This window comes from Bradyrhizobium amphicarpaeae (assembly GCF_002266435.3).
In the GTDB taxonomy this organism is placed as follows: Bacteria; Pseudomonadota; Alphaproteobacteria; order Rhizobiales; family Xanthobacteraceae; genus Bradyrhizobium; species Bradyrhizobium amphicarpaeae.
Genome location: NZ_CP029426.2, coordinates 4,367,130 through 4,382,280, shown reverse-complemented (window position 1 = coordinate 4,382,280; position 15,151 = coordinate 4,367,130). Strand labels below are relative to the sequence as shown.

General features: G+C 64.9%; 12 protein-coding genes. 11 read left to right on the top strand and 1 reads right to left on the bottom strand.

From position 1 onward, the window contains the following. Positions 1 to 270: 270 nt before the first annotated feature. From CIT40_RS20420 to CIT40_RS20375, 10 genes are all read left to right on the top strand, one after another. Positions 271 to 3,762 (top strand): indolepyruvate ferredoxin oxidoreductase family protein, encoded by a 3,492-nt coding sequence (locus CIT40_RS20420; RefSeq protein ID WP_094892039.1) that lies wholly within the window; start codon positions 271 to 273, stop codon positions 3,760 to 3,762. Between the two features lie 160 nt (positions 3,763 to 3,922). Beyond that, positions 3,923 to 4,393: an immunity 26/phosphotriesterase HocA family protein gene (locus CIT40_RS20415; protein ID WP_162307587.1), complete on the top strand. Its 471-nt coding sequence runs from the start codon at positions 3,923 to 3,925 to the stop codon at positions 4,391 to 4,393. Positions 4,394 to 4,857: 464 nt separating this feature from the next. Further along, on the top strand, positions 4,858 to 6,015 hold the full coding sequence (locus CIT40_RS20410) for a thiolase domain-containing protein (RefSeq protein ID WP_094892037.1): 1,158 nt from the start codon (positions 4,858 to 4,860) through the stop codon (positions 6,013 to 6,015). Further along, positions 6,015 to 6,404: a Zn-ribbon domain-containing OB-fold protein gene (locus tag CIT40_RS20405; protein ID WP_094892036.1), complete on the top strand. Its 390-nt coding sequence runs from the start codon at positions 6,015 to 6,017 to the stop codon at positions 6,402 to 6,404. The genes CIT40_RS20410 and CIT40_RS20405 overlap by 1 nt, the downstream gene beginning before the upstream one ends. Positions 6,405 to 6,606: 202 nt before the next feature. Continuing rightward, complete coding sequence (locus tag CIT40_RS20400; RefSeq protein ID WP_162307586.1) at positions 6,607 to 7,467, top strand: MaoC/PaaZ C-terminal domain-containing protein; 861 nt, start codon at positions 6,607 to 6,609, stop codon at positions 7,465 to 7,467. Positions 7,468 to 7,557: 90 nt separating this feature from the next. Continuing rightward, positions 7,558 to 8,436 carry an SDR family oxidoreductase gene (locus tag CIT40_RS20395; RefSeq protein ID WP_094892034.1) on the top strand — a complete coding sequence of 293 codons (879 nt, stop codon included), beginning with the start codon at positions 7,558 to 7,560 and terminating at the stop codon, positions 8,434 to 8,436. Positions 8,437 to 8,464: 28 nt separating this feature from the next. Next, on the top strand, positions 8,465 to 9,418 hold the full coding sequence (locus tag CIT40_RS20390) for a dihydrodipicolinate synthase family protein (RefSeq protein WP_094892033.1): 954 nt from the start codon (positions 8,465 to 8,467) through the stop codon (positions 9,416 to 9,418). 4 nt (positions 9,419 to 9,422) lie between these two features. Continuing rightward, positions 9,423 to 10,238, top strand: a complete 816-nt coding sequence (locus CIT40_RS20385) for an NUDIX hydrolase (protein WP_094892032.1) — start codon at positions 9,423 to 9,425, stop codon at positions 10,236 to 10,238. 78 nt (positions 10,239 to 10,316) lie between these two features. Beyond that, positions 10,317 to 11,231 carry a DMT family transporter gene (locus CIT40_RS20380; RefSeq protein ID WP_094892031.1) on the top strand — a complete coding sequence of 305 codons (915 nt, stop codon included), beginning with the start codon at positions 10,317 to 10,319 and terminating at the stop codon, positions 11,229 to 11,231. 118 nt (positions 11,232 to 11,349) lie between these two features. Beyond that, complete coding sequence (locus tag CIT40_RS20375; protein WP_094892030.1) at positions 11,350 to 14,037, top strand: PAS domain S-box protein; 2,688 nt, start codon at positions 11,350 to 11,352, stop codon at positions 14,035 to 14,037. On the opposite strand, the gene CIT40_RS20370 is transcribed toward CIT40_RS20375, so the two are convergent. Next, complete coding sequence (locus CIT40_RS20370; RefSeq protein WP_162307877.1) at positions 14,038 to 14,391, bottom strand: GrlR family regulatory protein; 354 nt, start codon at positions 14,389 to 14,391, stop codon at positions 14,038 to 14,040. A 257-nt stretch (positions 14,392 to 14,648) separates the two neighbouring features. Here CIT40_RS20370 and CIT40_RS20365 point away from each other — a divergent pair, with 257 nt between their 5' ends. Further along, positions 14,649 to 15,146 carry a hypothetical protein gene (locus tag CIT40_RS20365; protein ID WP_094892028.1) on the top strand — a complete coding sequence of 166 codons (498 nt, stop codon included), beginning with the start codon at positions 14,649 to 14,651 and terminating at the stop codon, positions 15,144 to 15,146. Positions 15,147 to 15,151: the final 5 nt, after the last annotated feature.

Below are 15,151 nucleotides of genomic sequence, written 5' to 3'. Positions count from 1 at the left end.
GCGACCAATCGCCCGCGTCCGGCACGACAGGGGCATCAGTTCATTTCGCAACAGTGGGGGTATGGTGACACAAATTGAAAACGGCATGCGTGTTTCAGGCCACGAAGTTGCGATTTTTACCCGACGCCCCCTTTGGTCCAGATTTGTGATGCGGATCGCGAAATATCCGACATAGAGTGGCGAGATTGGTCGGCGCGCCCTAGCTAAAAATAACGGGACGGCAACGGCTTAAGCCAGCAAGACCCGAACAGGGCGATGAAAGAGGACGGCATGGGCATCAACCAGGGTCCGATCAGTCTTGATCAAAAATACACCCAGGAGACCGGGCACGTCTTCACCACGGGCATCCAGGCCCTGGTTCGCCTGCCCATGGCCCAGATCCGGCGCGACCGCGCGGCGGGGCTCAACACCGCAGGCTTCATCTCCGGTTATCGCGGCTCGCCGCTCGGCGGCTACGACCAGCAGCTGTTCGCCGCGCGAAAGCACCTCGAACAGTACAACATCAAGTTCCAGCCCGGCGTGAACGAGGATCTGGCGGCCACCGCCGTTTGGGGCTCGCAGCAGCTCAACCTCTCGCCCGGCGCCAAATACGACGGCGTGGTCGGCATCTGGTACGGCAAGGGCCCCGGCGTCGACCGCTGCGGCGACGTGTTCCGCCACGGCAATGCGGCGGGTTCCGCCAAGAACGGCGGCGTGCTGTGCCTTGCCGGTGACGACCACGGTGCGAAATCCTCCACCGTGCCGCATCAGTCCGACCATGCCTTCATGTCGGCGCTGATGCCGTATCTGTATCCCTCGAGCATCCACGAGATGATCGAGATGGGCCTGCTCGGCATCGCGATGTCGCGCTATTCGGGCTGCTGGGTCGGCATGAAGGTGATCACGGAGACGGTGGAGACCACCGCCGAGATCGATCTCAGCGACGAGATGAAGCCGTTCATCATCCCGACCGATTTCGAGATGCCGCAGGGTGGCCTCAATTTGCGCTGGCCCGACGACCGCTTCGAGCAGGACCGCCGCCTGCAGGACTACAAAGGCTTTGCCGCGATCGCCTTCGCGCGCGCCAACAAGGTCAACCGCATCACCATGGATTCGCCGAACGCCCGTTTCGGCATCATGGCGTCGGGCAAGAGCTACGAGGATGTCCGCCAGGCGCTGCGCGAGCTCGGCATCACCGAAGAGGTCGCCGCCAGGATCGGCCTTCGTCTCTACAAGATCGGGATGCCCTGGCCGCTGGAACCGGAAGGCGTGCGCCAGTTCGCGGTCGGGCTCGAAGAGATCTTCATCGTCGAAGAGCGCCGCGAGATCGTCGAGAACCAGGTCAAGCAGGAGCTGTTCAACTGGCGCGACGACGTCCGCCCGCGCATCGTGGGCAAGATGGACGAGCACGACAAGCGCTTCCTGACCTTCTCCGCCGAGCTCAGCGTCGCCTCGCTTGCGACCTCGCTGACCGAGCGACTTCTCAAGCTCGATCTCAACCCCGAGATCAAAGAGATGCTCCGCGCCAAGGCCGACTGGTTCAACGGCCGTCAGGCGAGCCAGATGCAGGCGGTCCCGCCTGTCTCCCGCACCCCGTATTTCTGTTCCGGCTGTCCCCACAACACCTCCACCAAGGTTCCCGAAGGCAGCCGCGCGCTCGCCGGCATCGGCTGCCATTTCATGGCGCTGTGGATGGACCGCTCGACCGAGACCTTCACCCATATGGGCGGCGAGGGCGTGCCGTGGGTCGGCATCGCACCCTTCACCAACGAGAACCACATCTTCGCCAATCTCGGCGACGGCACCTATTTCCACTCCGGCCTTCTCGCCATCCGCCAGGCGGTCGCGTCCAAGACCAACATCACCTACAAGATCCTCTACAACGACGCCGTCGCCATGACCGGCGGCCAGCGCCACGACGGCGATCTCTCGCCGCAGCAGATCACCTTCCAGCTCCACGCCGAAGGCATCCGCGAGATCTATCTGGTCTCCGAGACGCCCGATGCCTATCCCTCGGACAGCATCGCGCCGGGCGTGAAGCTGTATCATCGCGACGAGCTGCAGAACGTCATGAAGATGTGCCGGGAGCACCAAGGCACATCGGCGATCGTGTTCGTCCAGACCTGCGCCGCCGAGAAGCGCCGCCGCCGCAAGCGCGGCCTGATGGAGGATCCGGCGCGCCGCGTCATGATCAACCCGGCCGTCTGCGAGGGCTGCGGCGATTGCTCGGTGCAGTCGAACTGCATCTCGGTCGAGCCGCTGGAGACCGAGTTCGGCCGCAAGCGCGCCATCAACCAGTCGTCCTGCAACAAGGACTATTCCTGTGTGAAGGGTTTTTGCCCGTCCTTCGTCACCGTCGACGGCGGCAAGCCCCGTCACCGCGCGCCGGCCGATCTCTCTGATATCGGTGCGATTCCGGAGCCGGCCTCGCGGCCGACGCTCGACAAGCCCTACAACATCGCGGTCGGCGGTGTCGGCGGCACCGGCGTTCTCACCATCGGCGCGCTGCTCGGCATGGCCGCCCATATCGAGGGCAAGGCCTCGATGATCCTCGACATGTCGGGCCTCGCGCAGAAGGGCGGGGCCGTGCTCAGCCACGTGCGGCTGTCGGATCATCCGGCGGAGGTGACATGCTCGCGCATCGTCACCGGCACGGCTGATCTCGTGCTTGCCGCCGACGAGGTGGTTGCGGTCGCCAAGGACACCATCTCGCTCTGCGACACCAGCCGCACCCGCGGCATCATCAACAGCCACGTCATTCCCACCGCCGATTTCGTCCTCAATCGCGACTTCAATTTCCAGACCCGGAAGCTGAATGGATTGCTGGAGACGGCGCTGCACAAGGACTCGGTGTTCTTCGATTTCACCAAGCCGGCCGAGCAGTTGCTCGGCGATGCCATCGCCACCAACATGATGATGATGGGCTATGCCTATCAGAAGGGCCTGTTCCCGCTGTCGGCGGAAGCGATCGAGCAGGCCATCGAGATCAACGGGGTCTCGATCAAGATGAACAAGGAGGCCTTCCGCCTCGGCCGCCTCGCGGTCGCCGATCCCCAGCGCCTTGCTGACATGCTCAAGGGCACCGACGAGGTGGTTGCGCCGAAGACGCTGGACGCGATGACGCTCGACGAGGTCATCGAGCATCGCGCCAAACACCTGACCGCCTATCAGAACGGGCGCCTCGCCAAGCGTTATCGCAAGCTGGTCGACCAGGTGCGCGATGCCGCGGTGAAGGGCGGATATGGCGATGCGCTGCCGCGCGCGGTCGCAGTGAACTACGCCAAGCTCTTGGCCTACAAGGACGAATACGAAGTCGCGCGCCTCTACACCGACGGCGCTTTCCAAAAACAGCTCCGCGATCAGTTCGAGGGCGACTTCACGTTCAACTTCAACCTGGCCCCGCCGATCCTCGGTGGCGGCCTCGACGCGCTGGGCCGCCCGAAGAAGCGCGCCTTCGGCCCGTGGATGCTCAACGTCTTCGGCGTACTTGCGAAACTCAAATTCCTGCGCGGCACGGCGCTTGACATCTTCGGCCGCAGCCCCGACCGCAAGCTCGAACGCGATCTGATCGTCGGCTACGAGAAGGACGTCGCCACCGTTCTCGGCCTGCTGTCGCCGGTCACGATCGATACCGCCGTCGAACTTCTGTCACTGCCCGACCGCATCCGCGGCTACGGCCCGGTGAAGGAAAAGGCGGTGGCAGATGCGAAAGCGCGTTACGCGCAACTCGCCGCGGACTTGGCGAACCCGCCGCCCGCGCCGCGGCAGATCGCGGCGGAGTAGACGGACTCGTAGGGTGGGCAAAGGCGCACTTGCGCCGTGCCCACCATCTCGCCATTGATTACGAAGAAGACGTGGGCACACTTCGCTTTGCCCACCTTAAGACGTCCAGTAGCCCGGATCGAGCGCAGCGGAATCCGGGACGCCTGTTCCATGAATGCAGATGAAGCTGCCCTACGAAGAAGGCTCCATATTCGCAATGCCGCTTCGAAACGGTGGATTTGCGCGTGGAGTCGTTGCCCGGTCGCCCCGCGGGGGCAGGGTTCTGCTGGGATATTTTTTCGGCGCGCGTCTCGAAACGTCGGCGTCGGCAACGCTTGATGACCTTCATCCCAATCTCGCTGTGGCCAAAATCCGCTTTGGAGACCTTGGGCTGATTGAGGGCCGGTGGTTGGTCATCGGCAAGGTGCCCAATTGGCATCGGAAAGATTGGCCAATCCCCGACTTTGTCAGGCGAGATCCGATATCAAGAAAAGCCTGGCTGGTGCGGTACCTGAACGACGAACCGCTTCGCAGCGTGTCCGAGCCACTTTCAGGCTATGATGACATGCAACTCTTGGAGAGCGATGGCCTGTACGGTGCGGGAGCGGCGGAAGCAAAGATTTCAAAGCTCCTTGCTCTGCAGCTGAATTGACCAGATCGTAGGATGGGCAAGTCGCAACGCAGTACCTACGGGGCGACGCTTTCTCGTAGCAGTCGGGTGGGCAAAGCGTGCCGCCCGCGCCGAGGCAGATGGTGGGAGTAGGGCGGTTTCGTAGGGCGGATTAGCGCAGCGTAATCCGCCATCCTGTGCAACGATCGACGTTGCGGATTTACGCCTTCGGCTAATCCGCCGTGCAAGCAGCGAAGGCATGATGAGCTGGCCAAGTCGCTTTGTCGGCCATGGAAATTCTGATGTGAAATCAATCCCCATTCTACTGTGCATGGGGTTGTTTTTCAAAAATGGGATCGCCGCGGCCGCTGTGAGCTCGATCATCATCGCCGCACTTGCGCCAACCCGCTGCCCTCTCGCCCGACGGAATATTTCCGCGCTTGCCAATCCAGTCCACGCGGTTCAGAAAAACGGGGCAATAAGAAACGCGAGCGGAGACCTCTGTTTTGACCATCAAGGGCAAGGCCTACATTGCCGGGATCTACGAACACCCGACCCGGCATGCGCCGGACAAATCCACCGCGCAGCTCCATGCCGAGGTCGCCAAGGGCGCGATCGAGGATGCCGGGATCAGCAAGGACGATGTCGACGGCTATTTCTGCGCGGGCGACGCGCCCGGCGGCGCCTGGCCGATGGTCGATTATCTCGGTCTCAACACCAAGAAGCTCCGCCACGTCGATTCCACCGAGACCGGCGGCTGTTCCTACATCATCCATCTCGGCCATGCCGCTGAAGCCATCGCGGCGGGCAAGTGCTCGATCGCGCTGATCACGCTGGCCGGCAAGCCGCGCACCGGCGCGATGCCGCCACGCGCATCCGGCGCCGAGGCGGATTTCGAGTTGGCTTACGGCGCGACCACGCACAATGCCTATGGCATGTGTGCCATGCGCCATATGCACGACTATGGTACCACGAGCGAACAGCTCGCCTGGATCAAGGTCGCGGCCTCGCACCATGCGCAGTACAATCCGCATGCGATGCTCAAGGACGTCGTGACCGTCGAGGACGTGCTGAACTCGCCGATGATCTCCGATCCCCTGCATCGCATGGATTGCTGCGTCGTCTCCGATGGCGGCGGCGCGCTGATCGTCACCACGCCCGAGATCGCCAGGAGCCTGAAGAAGCCGCTTGTCAAGCTGATCGGCCATGGCGAAGCCATGAAGGGCCCCCGCGGCGGCAAGGATCTCGATCTCACTTACTCTGCCGGCATCTGGTCCGGCCCGCGTGCGTTCGAGGAAGCCGGCATCACGCCGCAGGACATCAAATACGCCTCGATCTACGACAGCTTCACCATCACGGTGCTGATGCAGCTCGAAGACCTCGGCTTCTGCAAGAAAGGCGAGGGCGGCAAGTTCGTCGCCGACGGCAACCTCATTTCGGGTGTCGGCAAGCTGCCCTTCAACACCGATGGCGGCGGCCTTTGCAGCAACCATCCCGTCAACCGCGGCGGCATGACCAAGATCATCGAGGCCGTGCGGCAGCTGCGCGGCGAGGCGCATCCGAAGGTGCAGGTCAAGAATTGCGATCTCGCCATCGCCCACGGCACCGGCGGCCTTCTGGGTGTTCGCCACGCCGCCTCGACGGCCATTCTGGAGCGCGTGTGATGACCGAAGCGAAGAAATATCCGGCACCGGTGACGAATCCGGAGACCGCTGCGTTCTGGGATGCGGCGAAAGCGGGCAAGTTCATGATCAAGCGCTGCACCGCGTGCGGCGAAGCGCATTACTTCCCGCGCTCGATCTGCCCGTTCTGCTACTCCGACAAGACAGTGTGGGAAGAGGCGTCGGGCGAGGGCACCATCTACACTTACAGCTTGATGCGGAAGTCGCCGACCGGCCCCTATGCGATCGGCTACGTCACGCTGAAGGAGGGGCCGTCGGTGCAGACCAATTTCGTCGATTGCGATTTCGAAAAGCTCAAGATCGGCCAGAAGGTCAAAGTGGTGTTCAAGCCGACCGACGGCGCCCCGCTGCCGTTCTTCACGCCGGCGTAGATTCTTCCCTTCTCCCCTTGTGGGAGAAGGTGGCGCGAAGCGCCGGATGAGGGGTATCGCTCAGCGGAAAGACTTTTCCTGCGGAGCCAACCCCTCACCCAAACGAGTATGTGGCCGGCACCGCGTAGCCCTCTCCCACAAGGGGAGAGGGCGCATCAACAGGCGCCGCCGCCCGCGAAAAGAACCGGGAAGGAAACAAAAAATGTCCGCCAGATACGAAGAGCTCAAAGCCCTCAAGAACCTCGGCCAGAAATATGCCTACGGCGATCGCGAAGTGATGCTCTACGCCTACGGCATCGGCCTCTGCGCCGATCCCATGGACGAGAACGAGCTCGCCTTCGTCAACGAGGGCACGCTGACGCCGCGGCCGCTGAAGGTGGTGCCGACCTTTGCCTCCGTCGCCGCGTGGGGTGCGGGTCCGGGCGAGATGAACCTCAACCGCGTCATGGTCGTCGACGGCGAGCGCGACATCACCTTCCACCAGCCGCTGCCGGTCGCGGCCCACATCACCGCCGACTCCTCCGTCGTCGAGGTCTACGACAAGGGCAAGGACAAGGGCGTCGTAATCGCGCACCAGACCGTGCTCAAGAACGAGAAGGGCGAGAAGCTCGCAACGCTGGTCGCCTCGCGCTTCGCCCGCGGCGACGGCGGCTTCGGCGGGCCGAGCTTGGCCCAGCCCGATCCGCACAAGATCCCCGCGCGCAGCCCCGACAAGACCATCGACATCACCACGCGTCCCGACCAGGCGCTGGTCTATCGCCTCTGCGGCGATCGCAATCCGCTGCACTCCGATCCAGAGTTCGCGAAAAAGGCCGGCTTCCCGCGCCCGATCCTGCACGGCATGTGCACCTATGGCATCACCTGCCGCGGCGTGCTGCAGACCTATGCCGATTACGACGCGAGCGCCTTCCGCCAGCACGTCGCGCGGTTCTCCTCGCCGGTCTATCCCGGCGAGACCGTCACCATGGACCTCTGGAAGGACGGCAACGTCATCTCCTTCGAAGCCAAGGTGAAGTCGCGCGGGGTGACGGTGATCAGGAACGGCAAGACGGTGCTGGGTTAAGACGGTCTCTTGCCCCGGACGCGAAGCAGCGTTGCACGCTGGATCGCGTCCGGGACACGAGAGAACAAGAACAAGCAGGGAGAAGCCACCATGGGACTACTCGACGGCAAGGTCGCGCTGATCACCGGCGCGGGCGGCGGGCTCGGTGAGGCCTACGCGAAGCTGTTCGCGCGGGAAGGGGCCTCGGTCGTCGTCAACGATCTTGGTGGGCCCCGTGACGGCTCCGGCGCCGACAAGTCGATGGCGCAGCTCGTGGTGGACGCGATCACAGCCGAAGGCGGCAAGGCGGTCGCCAACGGTGCCGATATCTCCACCATGGAAGGCGGCCAGTCGGTGTTCGACGACGCCATCAAGCATTTCGGCCGTGCCGACATCCTCGTCAACAATGCCGGCATCCTGCGCGACCAGACCTTTCACAAGGCCAGCGAGGCCGATTGGGACAAGGTCATCAAGGTGCATCTGAAGGGCACCTTCTGTTGCACCATGCCGGTGTTTCGCTGGATGCGGGAAAATGGCGGCGGCGTCATCGTCAACACCGCCTCGACCTCAGGCCTGATCGGCAATTTCGGCCAGACCAATTACGGCGCGGCCAAGGGCGGCATCTGGGGCCTCTCCAACGTGCTGGCGATCGAGGGCCGCAAGTACAACATCCGGATCTGGACGCTGGCGCCGGGCGCCCTGACCCGCATGACCGCAGACCTGCCCCGCTATAAGGAGAACCCGGGTGCCGCGCTGGGGCCGGACGGCATCGCGCCGGCCGTGCTATACATGGTCAGCGACTTGTCGGGCGACCAGACTGGCAAGGTGTTGGGCGTGTCCGGGCCCCGCGGCGTGCGCGAGATGCGGATGATGGAAATGGAAGGCTGGAAACCGCCGCACACGGGCTGGAACGCCCGGGACATCGCCGATCATGCCAAGGAGATCTTCTTCTCCGAGGAGCAGATCAAGATGGGCGCGCGAAGGTTTTAGCCATCGACAGAGAGAAACAAGGACCACGATGAAACTCACCGCCGACGCCAAGGGCACCTTCGCAATCGCGCCGACGCCGTTCCACGACGACGGCCGGATCGACGAGCGCTCGATCGACCGCCTGACCGATTTCTACGAGGAGGTCGGCTGCGACGGCGTCACGGTGCTGGGCATCCTCGGCGAGGCGCCGAAGCTCGATGCCACCGAGGCCGAGCAGGTCGCGGTGCGCTTCGTCAAGCGCGCCAAGACCATGCAGGTGATCGTCGGCGTCTCCGCGCCGGGCTTTGCCACCATGCGATCACTGGCGAAGGCCTCGATGGACGCGGGCGCGGCCGGCGTGATGATCGCGCCGCCGCCATCCTTGCGCACCGACGACCAGATCACCGGCTATTTCAAGCAGGCGGCCGAGGCCATCGGGCCCGACATTCCCTGGGTGCTGCAAGACTATCCGCTGACCCTCTCGGTGGTGTTCACGCCCGCCGTGATCCGCAAGATCGTCATGGACAATCCGAACTGCGTGATGCTCAAGCACGAGGACTGGCCGGGGCTGGAGAAGATCACGACCCTGCGCGGCTTCCAGAAGGACGGCTCGCTCCGTCCGCTCTCGATCCTGTGCGGCAATGGCGGCACGTTCCTGGACTTCGAGATGGAGCGCGGCGCCGACGGCGCCATGACCGGCTACGCCTTCCCGGAGCTTCTGATCGACGTCGTGAACCTCTCCAAGGCCGGCAAGCGCGACGCCGCGCATGATCTGTTCGACGCCCATCTGCCGCTGATCCGTTACGAGCAGCAGCCCGGCGTCGGCCTGACCATCCGCAAATACGTGCTGCAGAAGCGCGGCATCATCGCCTCCAGCGCCCAGCGCAAGCCCGGTGCGACCATCACGGCGACGGCGAAGGCTGAGGTCGAGTACCTGCTGTCGCGCGTCGCCCGGGTCGACAAGCGCGCCAATCTCGGCCCGCAATCCAGCGCCGCAGGTTAGTTGCATGGCCGAGACATCAGCATCGCGCCCGGCCTCGACGATCCTGCTGCTGCGCGACGGCGAGAAGGCCGACGGCAAGGGCCGCGGCGAGATCGAGGTCTTCATGATGGTCCGCCATCATCAGATCGAGTTCAACTCGGGCGCGCTGGTGTTCCCTGGCGGCAGCGTCGATGCCGGCGACAACGAGATCGTCGCGCGCTCAGACCTCTATTCGGGCGGCGAGGGCCTCAGCGAGGCGGATCGTGGTTTTCGCATCGCCGCGATTCGCGAGACCTTCGAGGAGAGCGGCATCCTGCTGGCGCGCGCGAAGGGGACGGGTACGCCTGTCGATGCCAGGCGTGCCGGCGAGCTTGCCGATGCGCATCGCATAGCGCTCAACGAGCACAAGATCAGCTTCCTGAAAATTCTCGATGACAACGGCCTCCAGCTCGCGCTGGACACGCTCGTGCCCTACGCGCACTGGATCACGCCGGAGGGCATGCCGAAACGCTTCGACACCTGGTTCTTCCTCGCCGCCGCACCGCCCGATCAGCTCGGCGCCCATGACGGCCGGGAGTCGACGGATTCGATCTGGGTGTCGCCGCGCGAGGCGGTGGAGGGCGGCGAGAGCGGCCGCTTCAAATTGCCGTTCCCGACCACGCGCAATCTGATCCGCCTCGCCAAGCAGGCTAGCGTGGGCGCCGCGCTGGACCACGCCAGGGGCATGTCGATCGTCACGGTGATGCCCGTCATGACCAAGACCGAAACCGGCCGCCAGCTCCGCATCCCCCGCGAGGCCGGCTATGACGGCGAGGTGTTCGAGGTCGGGGCGTTGGGCTGAGACACTTCGGCGCCGGGCGAAATATCGAGGCTCGAGCTTGCGCTAGGTTCCGTCCAGTGTGAAGGACGGAGTGGGGGCATGGACACAAGGCAGCAGACCAGCATCGCAGTTGAGCTCGCGCTCCTCGTCGCCCTCGCAACCCTCTGGGGCGGCTCGTACACCTTCATCAAGCTCGGCGTCGCCACCATTCCGCCGATCACGCTGATCGCGGCACGGACTACGATCGCGGGCTTGCTGCTGCTCGCGATCATGTGGGCGCGCGGCGTCAGGATGCCCACGGACGCAGCGACCTGGCGGCGCTTCGCCTTCCAGGCCGTGCTCAACAGCGTCATCCCCTGGACGCTGATCGCCTGGGGCGAGCGCCATGTCGACGCCGCGCTTGCCACCATCCTCAACTCGGCCGGCCCGGTCTTCACCTTCCTGCTCACGGCCGTGGTGACACGTCACGAGACGACCACACCGCGAAAGCTGTTCGGCGTGGTCGCCGGCATGGCCGGCATCCTGCTGATCGTCGGCGTCGACGCCTTCCACGATATCGGCAGCGGCCTCCTTGCGGAGGCGGCCATCGTCGCCGCCACGATCTGCTACGCCTGCGCCGCGATCTTCGGCCGCAGTTTCAAAGGCCTCGATCCAATGGCGCCCGCGGCCGGCTCGCTGCTGGCGGGGGCGGCAGTCCTGATCCCGGCCTCGCTCATGGTCGAGCAGCCCTGGACGCTGTCACCGTCGCAAAGTTCAGTGCTGGCATTGCTCGCGCTCGCCGTATTCTCGACGGCCGCGGCATTCGCGATCTACTTCCGCCTGATCCAGACCCTGGGCTCGGTCGGCACCACTGCGCAGGCCTATCTGCGGGTGCCCATTGGGGTCGCCATCGGCGTCGCCTTCCTCGGCGAGAGCCTGAGCCGGACCGCCTGGATCGGGCTTGCCTGCGTCGTTCTCGGCGTCGCCGCCATGACGATTCCGGCCCGGCGGCCGGCAAGCGTCAAACCGTCATAGATCGGGGAAGGGGCTCCGAGGCCCAATATTAAGGATAATCGGCGGCCCGGGGCATGTTTCCCCGGGGCGGCAATACGTCGTATATAGGGCTTCCAGCAGCCCGGTCCGCTCATCACCAATGTCCGCCGAATTGACGCCGATCCCTGAGAAAAAGCGAATCTTCTCGCTCTCCATCGGCCAGCTCACGTTCGGCAGCTTCCTGTTGGTGCTGGCGGTGATCATCGTCACGTCGACCGCGAGCGTGATCGCGATCCGGCACATCGACACCACCTTCGCCGAGCTGCAGCGGCTCCAGAGCGTCGGCGATCTCGCCGAAGACATCGACCGCCGCATGAACGAGTTGCGGCTCGCCGCGCGTGACTTCGTCACCGATCCCGGCGCCGGCATCCAGTTCAAGCAAGTCGGCGAGGCGGCCTCGACGCTCAGCGACATCCTGAAGAAGACCCGCATCGAGCTCGCACCCGAGCAGCAGGACATGATCGACGGGGTGACGGAGCGGCTTGCAACCTACCGCAGCGGCCTGGAGCGGATCTCGACGCTGATCGACCGCCGCGCCCAGCTGCTTGCCGGCCTGCCGCCGCTGCGCGACCGCTTCGACGTGGCCGTCTCCGGCACCGCCGACCGGGAGCTGGCCGCTCGCCTGTCGGAGGCGCAGAGCCGCATCGCGCTCGGGCTGCTCGCGCGCAACCCGTCCGCCGCGGAGCAGGCCGCGCAGAGCATGCGGGCATTCAACATCGGCGATGCCAGGCTGCAGTCGGCGGTGAACGATTACGCCGAGGCCATCATGGCCGTGGCCGTCCGCGAGCGGCAGATCGCCGACATCGACCGCGAGGTGCTGGGCACCGAGGGCCGGCTGATCGGCCGCGTCACCGAATTGCTGCGCGAGGTCAGCGATCGGCGCGGCCATGTGCTGTCGCGCGACTTCGCCCGGACCCTGACGGAAGCGCGGTGGCAGAGCATCGTGCTCGGCACCATCGGCGTTCTCATCGGTATCGGCGCGGCGTTGTTCGTGGTGCGCAGGACGGTCCGCCCGCTCGCCCAGATCGCACGTTCCATTCGCGCGCTTGCCGCGGGCCGGAAGGATACCTCGATCCCGTCCGCCGACCTCGACAACGAGATCGGCGACATTGCCCGCGCCGCCGAAGTGTTCCGCCGCGCGCTCGAGGAGGCCGACACGGCGCGCGAGGCGGCGGTGCGCGCGCTCACCGAGCAGCGCCTCGCCGAGGAGAGCTACCGAAAATTGTTTGAGGGCTCGGTCGACGGCATCTACGTCACGACGCCGGCCGGCGACCTCCTCAACGCCAATCCGGCACTGGCGCGCATGATGGGCTATGACAGCCCGCAGCAGCTGATCGACAGTATCAACGACATCGCCCACACCATCTACGTCCATCCCGAGGCGCGCGTCGAATATCAGCGGCTGATGACGCGCGACGGCATGGTGCGCGAATTCGAGTACCAGGTGCGCCAGCGCAGCGGCAACATCCTGTGGCTCTCCGACAGCGCCACCGGCGTGCGCGACGAAGCGGGCAACATCGTCCGCTACGAGGGCACGCTGCGCGACATCACCGACCAGAAGAGGGCGGAAGACGCCATCGCCGAAGGCCGGCGCCTGCTCCAGCAGGTCATCGACACCGTGCCGGCGGTGATCAACGTCAAGGACCGCGACCTGCGCTACGTGCTGATGAACCGCTACATGGCCGGCATCTTCGGCATCGAGCCGGGCGATGCGCTCGGCCGCACCACGGCGGACCTGATGTCGCGCTACGGGGCGGCCAAGACCGACGAGAACGACAAGCGCGTGCTCAGCATCCGCAAGGGCCTCGGCTTCTACGAGGAGGAGTACAAGGACGCTTCCGGCAACATGCGGCAATGGCTGGTCAACAAGCTGCCGCTGCTCGATGCCGACGGTGAGATCGAGCGGATCGTCACCGTCGCGCTCGACATCGGCGAGCGCAAGCGCGGCGAGCAGGAGATGCGCAAGGCCAAGGAGTCCGCCGAGACCGCGCTGCGCAATCTGCGCGAGACCCAGGCCTCGCTGATCGAGGCCGAGAAGCTCGCCGCGCTCGGGCGTCTCGTCGCCGGCGTCGCTCACGAGGTCAACAACCCCGTCGGCATCAGCCTCACGGTCGCCTCCGCGCTGGAGCGCAAGACGGCGCTGTTCACTGCCGAGGTCGAGCGCGGCGAGCTGCGCCGCTCGACGCTCAACGACTTCCTCAACACCAGCCGCGACGCGTCCTCGCAGCTCGTGTCCAATCTCAACCGCGCCGCCGAGTTGATCCAGTCGTTCAAGCAGGTCGCCGCCGACCGCAACTATTCGGACCAGCGCAGCTTCGATCTCGGCGATCTCACCGAGCAGGTGGTGATGAGTCTGCGCCCGGGCCTGCGCAAGCACAATCTGACGCTCAACGTCGAGTGCCAGCCCGATCTCACCATGAACTCTTATCCCGGCCCCTACGGCCAGGTGCTGACCAACCTGTTTCTCAATTCGGTGGCGCACGCCTTTCCGGACGGCCGGCCGGGAACCATCGACATCCAGGTGCGGGAGTCCGGCAAGGACAATGTCGAGATCCTTTTCGCCGACAATGGCTGTGGCATGTCGCTCGACGTCCGTCGCCGAGCTTTCGATCCGTTCTTCACGACGCGGCGCGATCAGGGCGGCACGGGTCTTGGTTTGCACATCGTCTACAGCATCGTCACCAACCGGCTCGGCGGGCGGCTCGATCTCGATTCCGAACCGGGCAGCGGCACCCGCATCCAGATCATCCTGCCGCGCACGGCGCCGCTGGAGCAGGCCGCGGAATAGCTAATCGGCGTCAGCGAGCTTGTGCAGAGTTGCGCCGAAGATCTGGCTTGCCTTGCCGACCAGTGCCGTGCCTGTCATCTCGCCGCGCGTCTCCGTAAAGGTGCCACTGACGCCGATGCCGACCGGGGCGGGGCCGCCGAACAGCGGATTGTCGTCGCCTCGCGGGGAGGTGTGTCGTTGCACCAGCACCTCGCCTTTGAAGGTGTTGTTGTCCTTCACCACGTAGCTGCCGGTGTAATAGAGGTAGGCATCGCCGCCGAGGATCTTGCCGTCGCGGAAAAGAATCACGCCGCTGCCCTTGCCGGCTCGACCATCGAGCAGGGTCACGTGAATCGAATAGAGACCGTTTTTCATAACGTCCCGCAGGCCGGCCGCCATCGCCCAATGGCGTAACCGGTCCGGCTTTTATGCCAAAGCGTATCGCCTCGCGCAACGCGGCAGTTTGCCGATGGCCACGGGAAGTTGCCGCCGCGAGCCGTAGTTGTCCCGGCTTGTGCGCGACGCCCTCATGACGGTCTGATGATGGGGCGAGGCTGATCGCTACGAATCAGGATTGGCCCGCGAAATGCGTGACAATTGTTGCACTGGCCGCGGGGTGCTGGAGCAAGACGATGAGCAACTGGATCGATTCCGGCGGCGATCAGCCGCGTCCGTACGGTGCGCGTCCCACCAATTGCAAGAACGAACGACGGAGCTCTGGCAGCGCAATATGCTGGCGAAGCACGACGAGACTGGCAGGCGCCCTGATCTTGGTTGCGTTCGCAACCCCCTTCGGACAGGCGCGCGACCGCGGCCAGTTCGTCAACACCAATGCCGATCTGAAGGCCTGGTTCGACGGCCTGCGCAGCGGCAAGGGGCCGTGCTGCTCCGATGCCGATGGTTCGGCGCTCTCGGACACCGACTGGGACAGCAAGGACGGGCACTATCGCGTCCGTCTCCCGCGCTATGCCTCAGGGCTCGAGGGGCGACCGCAGGAGCTCGTCTGGGTCGACGTCCCCGAAGAGGCCGTGATCTCCGAGCCCAACCGGGTGGGACGCACCATGGTGTGGCCGATCTACGGCTATATGGGCGTCAGCATCCGTTGCTTCATGCCCGGCAGCATGACCTAGCCGGG

Coding starts and splice junctions, on each gene's coding strand:
- CIT40_RS20415 (WP_162307587.1), top strand. CDS start 3,923: ATGAAGCTGCCCTACGAAGAAGGCTCCATATTCGCAATGCCGCTTCGA.
- CIT40_RS20380 (WP_094892031.1), top strand. CDS start 10,317: ATGGACACAAGGCAGCAGACCAGCATCGCAGTTGAGCTCGCGCTCCTC.
- CIT40_RS20365 (WP_094892028.1), top strand. CDS start 14,649: ATGAGCAACTGGATCGATTCCGGCGGCGATCAGCCGCGTCCGTACGGT.
- CIT40_RS20385 (WP_094892032.1), top strand. CDS start 9,423: ATGGCCGAGACATCAGCATCGCGCCCGGCCTCGACGATCCTGCTGCTG.
- CIT40_RS20405 (WP_094892036.1), top strand. CDS start 6,015: ATGACCGAAGCGAAGAAATATCCGGCACCGGTGACGAATCCGGAGACC.
- CIT40_RS20390 (WP_094892033.1), top strand. CDS start 8,465: ATGAAACTCACCGCCGACGCCAAGGGCACCTTCGCAATCGCGCCGACG.
- CIT40_RS20420 (WP_094892039.1), top strand. CDS start 271: ATGGGCATCAACCAGGGTCCGATCAGTCTTGATCAAAAATACACCCAG.
- CIT40_RS20400 (WP_162307586.1), top strand. CDS start 6,607: ATGTCCGCCAGATACGAAGAGCTCAAAGCCCTCAAGAACCTCGGCCAG.
- CIT40_RS20395 (WP_094892034.1), top strand. CDS start 7,558: ATGGGACTACTCGACGGCAAGGTCGCGCTGATCACCGGCGCGGGCGGC.
- CIT40_RS20375 (WP_094892030.1), top strand. CDS start 11,350: ATGTCCGCCGAATTGACGCCGATCCCTGAGAAAAAGCGAATCTTCTCG.
- CIT40_RS20370 (WP_162307877.1), bottom strand. CDS start 14,391: ATGAAAAACGGTCTCTATTCGATTCACGTGACCCTGCTCGATGGTCGA.